3 protein-coding genes and 1 pseudogene are annotated in these 6,168 nt (G+C 61.6%); 2 read left to right on the top strand and 2 right to left on the bottom strand.

Annotated features, from left to right (window positions below):
* Positions 1-378: 378 nt before the first annotated feature.
* Positions 379-765 (top strand): hypothetical protein, encoded by a 387-nt coding sequence (locus tag NKJ04_RS17035; RefSeq protein ID WP_352676586.1) that lies wholly within the window; start codon positions 379-381, stop codon positions 763-765.
* A 680-nt stretch (positions 766-1,445) separates the two neighbouring features.
* Here the strand turns inward: NKJ04_RS17035 and NKJ04_RS17030 are convergent.
* A pseudogene (locus tag NKJ04_RS17030) lies at positions 1,446-1,550 on the bottom strand (LuxR C-terminal-related transcriptional regulator); the annotation flags it as partial.
* 296 nt (positions 1,551-1,846) lie between these two features.
* Positions 1,847-4,669 (bottom strand): type VI secretion system ATPase TssH, encoded by a 2,823-nt coding sequence (tssH, locus tag NKJ04_RS17025; protein WP_352676584.1) that lies wholly within the window; start codon positions 4,667-4,669, stop codon positions 1,847-1,849.
* 322 nt (positions 4,670-4,991) lie between these two features.
* On the opposite strand from tssH, the gene tssA reads away from it, so the two are divergent.
* Positions 4,992-6,164 (top strand): type VI secretion system protein TssA, encoded by a 1,173-nt coding sequence (gene tssA / locus NKJ04_RS17020; RefSeq protein WP_352676614.1) that lies wholly within the window; start codon positions 4,992-4,994, stop codon positions 6,162-6,164.
* The last annotated feature ends 4 nt before the right edge of the window (positions 6,165-6,168 follow it).

Genomic DNA, 6,168 nt, shown 5'->3' with positions numbered 1-6,168 from the left:
CACAACAACAATTTAAATTAGTAACGCCTTATGGAACTTTGGGGTTGGCGTTTCATTTCATCGGCATGGAGGCCACTGTAATCCAAGGTACCGGGACGGAGCGAACGTGTCGCTACGCTACTCGCTGGTTCTGCCGATGGCAGCGTCAGAGGCCTTCGGTGCGTGGTGCCGCCGAGCCTCGTTTTCGGCTGATCGAGCTTTCCCGCAATTTTTGGGCACCAGATAGCAATGACGGCCGGTATGGACGCCGCCCAGAGGATGCTGTCATCGTCATGGATGCCGAGCTCCTGGTGGCGAAGTGGAAGGAAGTTTCGAAATCATTGAAGCGCGCAAGGAAGAAACGGACAGGGAAAATGGCATCGCGGAAAATATCGCCCTGTGCTGCAGGATCCGGGCAGATCAACTCCCGTGATGGAGGCCCGGGAGCGCCAGACCAATATCTATCCGCATGCGGCCTCCGAATTCCCCCGCATGGACATGAAATGGCGAGGAGTTGCCGTCATGACAATACTGTTTGAGCCGCTGGACTCGGACTATCGCAAGCGCAGCGTGCTTTACCACGCCACGCGGTTGTCAATGCTCCACGATCGAATGCTGATGCGTTTCGACAAGGTTGACGAAGCGGCCGACAAGGTTGAAGCCGCAGCGGCCGTGCTGGTCGACGTCACCCACGGCTCTGCCATCGACGCGTTCCAAGACGCGGTGTTCCAGAATTCGTCGGCAGATTTCCTTCAGATGGAAACGGGCCAGACCCTCGGGCTCTGAACTGCGAGGAATGACGCCAGTGTTTCGGCAGATAGGGCCGCCTGCGCCCGATTGGGCGTCTCGGAGCATCAATGTGGCTTTCTGCACTATTTGGATCGGCGAGCGGTCCAGACGGTCTTTTGCGCATTCGAGGCAGCGGCCGCGAATGCGGCATCATAGCAAATACGGATTTCGATTCTCGTCGGCCTTTGGTGGCCCGAGAGGAAACCGAAAGGGAACTGACCGCGGCGCGACCGCCTGCGTCATCGAGACGCTCGACTAGCTTCGCGGGTCCGCGTCACCCGCCCCAAATACACTTCTGCGAGACGGTGGTGCAACCGTCAACGCGGAGCGGCCGGCCTGGACCTCGGAGGTCGGAGTGACGACAAAGAATTCGCCTCCACTGCGTTTCCAACGGGCCTCGCAAAGCGGCGAGTTCGCGCCGCCTTCAGACGCCGCGCAAGGCCCGGGGTGGAGAAGTGCCCTCGAACGTCGCGAATGGCGCACGCGAATCCTTTTCGAAACTGCCGAGACGAAGGATGCGGCTTCCAATTTTCCACATAAGCTCAATCCGACCTTGATCCCCGGATCGGCAGAAGCGTGCTTTTTCATGCAGCGCTCCTATCCAGCAGACGTTGCTTCGGTCGCTACGCGCCCTTGGCAGTTGAAGACACGCAGAACCTGGGCCGACAATGGGGCTATTAAGAGGATCGGTCGGCCAACAACGCCAGCCGGACGATCTCGGACAGGCTCTTGGCCTGCATCCTCGACATGATGTTGGCGCGGTAGATTTCGACCGTTCGCGGGCCTTGAGCCGCCGGCTAGAATGCCGAGGCTCGTCGAGGATCACCAGCCGACGCACGCGCGACCTCCAATCTGGACGAAGAATAGGCGCGCTTCCTATTTCACGACGCGGGGTGTCTCGGCAGCGCGCGCATCCCCCTGGATTCGATTCGGCGATCGTGGATGCCTTCGCCCACAGCGGCCGCAGCGCGTTTGACCGATTGCGTCATACGAATTCACCGCCACCGGCCGCTCCCAAGCTAGTCGGCTCAGCTTGCCTACGCACGAAGAAGCCGAAGCAAATCGTCATCAACATTTCCTACTCGAAGGAATAGGTGAAGCCCTCCTTGGAGGCGCCGACGGTGACCCTTGTCATCTTTTCGCCCTCGAGCGAGCGGTTCAACACGCCGCGGCTCAGTTCCGGCAGCAGCGTGTTGCTCAGGATGGCATCGATCATCCGCCCGCCGGATTCGATCTCGGTGCAGCGGGCCTTGACCAGATCCATGACACCGTCGCCGATCACCAATTCCGCATCGTTGGTTGCACGCAGCCGGCGAGCGATCTTGGCGAACTGATGACGGGTAATAGCTTCGATCATCGAATCCGAGAGCGGATAGTAAGGAATGGTCACCACCCGGCCGAGAAAGGCCGCCGGGAAGACCTTCAGCAACGGGCCGCGCAAGGCGGTGTCCAGATCATCGAGCCCGGCCCGCAGCGTGCCGTTCCTGGTGCGGTCCATGATGACTTCCGAGCCGACATTCGAGGTGAGCAGGATCAGCGTGTTCTTGAAGTCGATCCGCCGGCCCTCGCTGTCGTCCATCATCCCCTTGTCGAAAACCTGGAAGAAGATTTCGTGCACATCCGGATGCGCCTTCTCGACCTCGTCGAGCAGAATCACCGAATAGGGTTTTCTGCGCACCGCTTCGGTTAGGATGCCGCCCTTTCCGTAGCCAACATAACCGGGCGGCGCGCCTTTGAGCGTCGAGACCGTATGCGCCTCCTGGAACTCGGACATGTTGATCGAGATCAGGTTCTGCTCCCCGCCATAGAGCGTTTCGGCGAGCGCCAATGCGGTTTCGGTCTTGCCGACGCCCGAGGGGCCGCAGAGCAGGAAGACGCCCACCGGCTTTTCCGGCGCGCCAAGCCCGGCGCGGCTGGTCTGCACGCGTTTGGCGATCATCTCCATGGCGTGACCTTGGCCGACGACCCGCTCCGAAAGCGTGGTGGCGAGCTTGAGCGCCTTTTCGGTCTGGCTAGACAGCATCCGTCCGGTCGGGATGCCGGTCCAGTCCTGGACCACGGCGGCCACTGCGTTGCGGTCTACCGATGGCAGGATCAACGGTGTTTCGCCTTGTGCCTCGGCCAGCTCGGCCATCAGCTCGCGCAACCGGGCGAGATCGGCGGCAGGATCAGATGGGTCGGCAGCGTCCGGTGTCTCCGCATCGGTATTCGCGGCCTTGGCTTTAGCTGTTTTGGTATTCGTGGTTTCCGCCTTCGCCGTTTCAGCCTTGGGCGGCTCAGTCTTGGGCACCTTGGTCCGTTCTGCGTCCGCCGCTGCCGTTTCGGTATCGGCCTCAGCGGCAGCCGCCGCATCGAGCGGGACTCCTTCGCCGCGCAGCTTGGCGCGTAATTCGAGGATCTCGGCGACAAGTGCCTTTTCACGATCCCAGCGCTGCTGCGCTACGGCCAGGGTGACCTTGGTTTCGGCAAGCCCGGTCTCGACGCGCGCCTGCCGGTCGGCGACCTCGATGCCGATCGCGGCCTCGCGACCGATGATGCCGCGCTCGACCTCCAGCGCCTGGCGGCGGCGCATGATGTCCTCGACCTCGGGCGGCGTGGCGTGCTGCGATATGGCGACACGGGCGCAGGCGGTGTCGAGAAGGCTCACGGCCTTATCAGGCAGTTGCCGTGCCGGGATATAGCGATGCGACAGGCCGACCGCCGCTTCGATCGCCTCATCGAGTATCTGCACCTTGTGGTGCTGCTCCAGGACCCCAGCCACACCGCGTAACATCAGAACGGCCACCGCCTCCGACGGCTCTTCGATCTTGACCACTTGGAAACGGCGGGTCAGCGCCGGGTCCTTCTCGATGTGCTGCTTGTATTCGGCCCAGGTCGTTGCCGCGATGGTGCGAAGTTCGCCGCGCGCCAGCGCGGGCTTCAGGAGATTGGCCGCGTCGCCGGTTCCAGCAGCGCCGCCGGCGCCGATCAAGGTGTGGGCCTCATCGATGAAGAGGATGACTGGGGTCTCGGACGACTGCACCTCATCAATGACAGCTTTCAGTCGTTTTTCGAACTCACCCTTTACGCTTGCTCCCGCCTGCATCAATCCGACATCAAGCATGCGTACACTGACGCCTTGCAGTGTGGGCGGCACATCGTCCTGGGCGATGCGCAAGGCAAAACCTTCAACGACCGCGGTCTTGCCGACTCCAGCCTCGCCGGTCAGGATCGGATTGTTTTGCCGCCGTCGCATCAGGATATCGACGATCTGCCTGATCTCCGGATCGCGGCCGACAACAGGGTCGATTTTGCCGTCGCGGGCGCGCTGGGTCAGGTCGGTGGCATATTTCGCCAGCGCCGAATCTCCGCCCGAAGCCCGCTGCGGTGCCTCTGCAGCGGGAGACCTGCTGGCGGCGGCACCGCCTTCCAGGGAGCCTTCGACAACGTCAGCGAACCGCGCGATGACAGCATCCGCATTGATCTTGTCAAACTCACCGCTGATCTTCGACACCAGGCCTTCCAGCACCGGCGTCTTCAGGCAGGCAAGCAAGATGTGGGCGCTGCGGACCTCCTCCACGCCGAATTCCAGTGTCGCCAGACTCCAAGCGTCGTGAATGGCTTGAAAGATATGCTCGGACATTTCCTCCACAGAAGTGGCACCGTAAGGCAGCTTGTCGACGGCGCTGGTCATGTCCGCCGTTAGCCGGCTGACATCGATCCCGGCCTCGGCAATGATCATTTGCACATCTGAACGGTCGGAGAGCACCAGTTGCTCGATGAAGTGGACGAGTTCGACGTAAGGATTGCCGCGCAGTTTGGCGGTGTCTGCTGCAGCCTTGAAGGCGCGCAGGCCAACAGGATTGAGCTTGCCGACCAGTTCCTTGCGTTTGAAGGTCTGCGATGACCGGCGCTGTTCCATCGAACGTGCTCCTGCAATCTGCCAGTCCATAACCTGCCACATAAGCCGTCACTTGACAAAGCGCGTGATGGACGAGGCTCGATACGCGGCTCAGCCGCTACCTCGCGTTTGTGGAAAGTCCCGCACCACCAGCCGCAAATAACCACGGGATTGCCGGCCTCCATGCATTGCATTTCACAATCGGGGCTCGGCAATCACGCTCAAGAGGCGGCGGCATTTAAGCTTCTGTTAATTTTTAAGCAGTCGTCGAATTGTGGTAAAGCACAACGGTGTGATAACGTTGGGTCACGTACGGTTTGAGGGCCGGTCGCTGGGGGTTGGTGTGATTGATGTCGCACTCTGGCTTACTCCGCTCGACGGTGAAAATCCGTCAGGGGAGGATTTGCGCAACGACCCGGCTTTTCATGAGCTGGAGCGTCGGACCGAGCCCGAGGTCAAGGTCGTCCACGACGGCAACAACAAGCCCACTTCGCAAAGCACCATTCCAGTCGACTGGTCCGCGGTGCTGGCAAAGGCGACGGAATTGCGCGCGCATGGCCGGGACCTGCGCCTGCTCGTCATTGTCACGCGCGCGCTGGCCAATGAAGACGGACTGGCCGGGCTGGCGCAAGGCCTGACCCTTATTGCGCAGACCTTTGATCAGCATTGGGAAACCATGCATCCGGCCCTGCGGCCCAACGCTTCACCGCGCGAGGCCGCCTTGCGCCGGATCAACGCACTGCTCGATCTCCAGAATGGCCAGGACGGGCTGTTGGCGAACCTGCGGCAGATGATTTTCTTTACGCCACGCTCGATCGGGCCGATCAGCGGACGCGACCTGGAACAAGCCGCGCTCGACGACCGTGTCATGCTCCAGGAAGCCGCCTCGGGATTGAACACGGCGGAGAAGGCCACACTGGTCAGCGCGCATGGGCAACTCTTGAACAGGGTGCGTGCCGGATGTGCGGCACAGATGGATCAAGCCAACGCAGAGATGGTTTCACTCGTCGCTGACGCCCGGGCAGCGATCGCGGCTCTTGATGCGGTCGAAACCGCCCTCAACGCTCGCCTCGACGGGGGCGGCGCTCCTGTTCCGGACTTAAAACGGTTTCTGCAGCGCTTGCTGACCACCCTCGAACGGAATTCGGCAGCCGGCGCCGTGGCGAATGGCACGGCCAGGCCGGTCACGCCGGCGGAACCGGCAGCGACTGCTCGCAACGGTCATGGAGCCGACACTATGGCAAGTGTGGCAAGCTACGCGGACGCGAGCACGGGGCTTCCCGACCGCATCTCCTCGCGCGACGACGTGGTGAAATGCCTCGACCTCGTCGTCGCCTTCTATGACCGCACCGAACCGTCGAGCCCTATACCGCATCTGGCGCGGCGTGTGCGCCGGATGGTGCATATGGATTTCGTTGAACTGATGGAAGATCTCGCCCCGTCGGGGCTGAAGGAATTCCGGCTCCTTGCCGGCGTTCCCGATGTCAAGAAGACGGCTCAGAAGGATGAAAGGTAACAGC

The organism is Mesorhizobium sp. M0618 (assembly GCF_040320765.1).
In the GTDB taxonomy this organism is placed as follows: domain Bacteria; phylum Pseudomonadota; class Alphaproteobacteria; order Rhizobiales; family Rhizobiaceae; genus Mesorhizobium.
The sequence above is the reverse complement of the archived record's forward strand: the minus strand, read 5'-3'. Positions and strand labels throughout refer to the sequence as shown.

What these genes read in the sequence shown, in the direction of transcription:
- tssH (WP_352676584.1), bottom strand. Translation starts at nt 4,669, where the DNA reads ATGGAACAGCGCCGGTCATCGCAGACCTTCAAACGCAAGGAACTGGTC.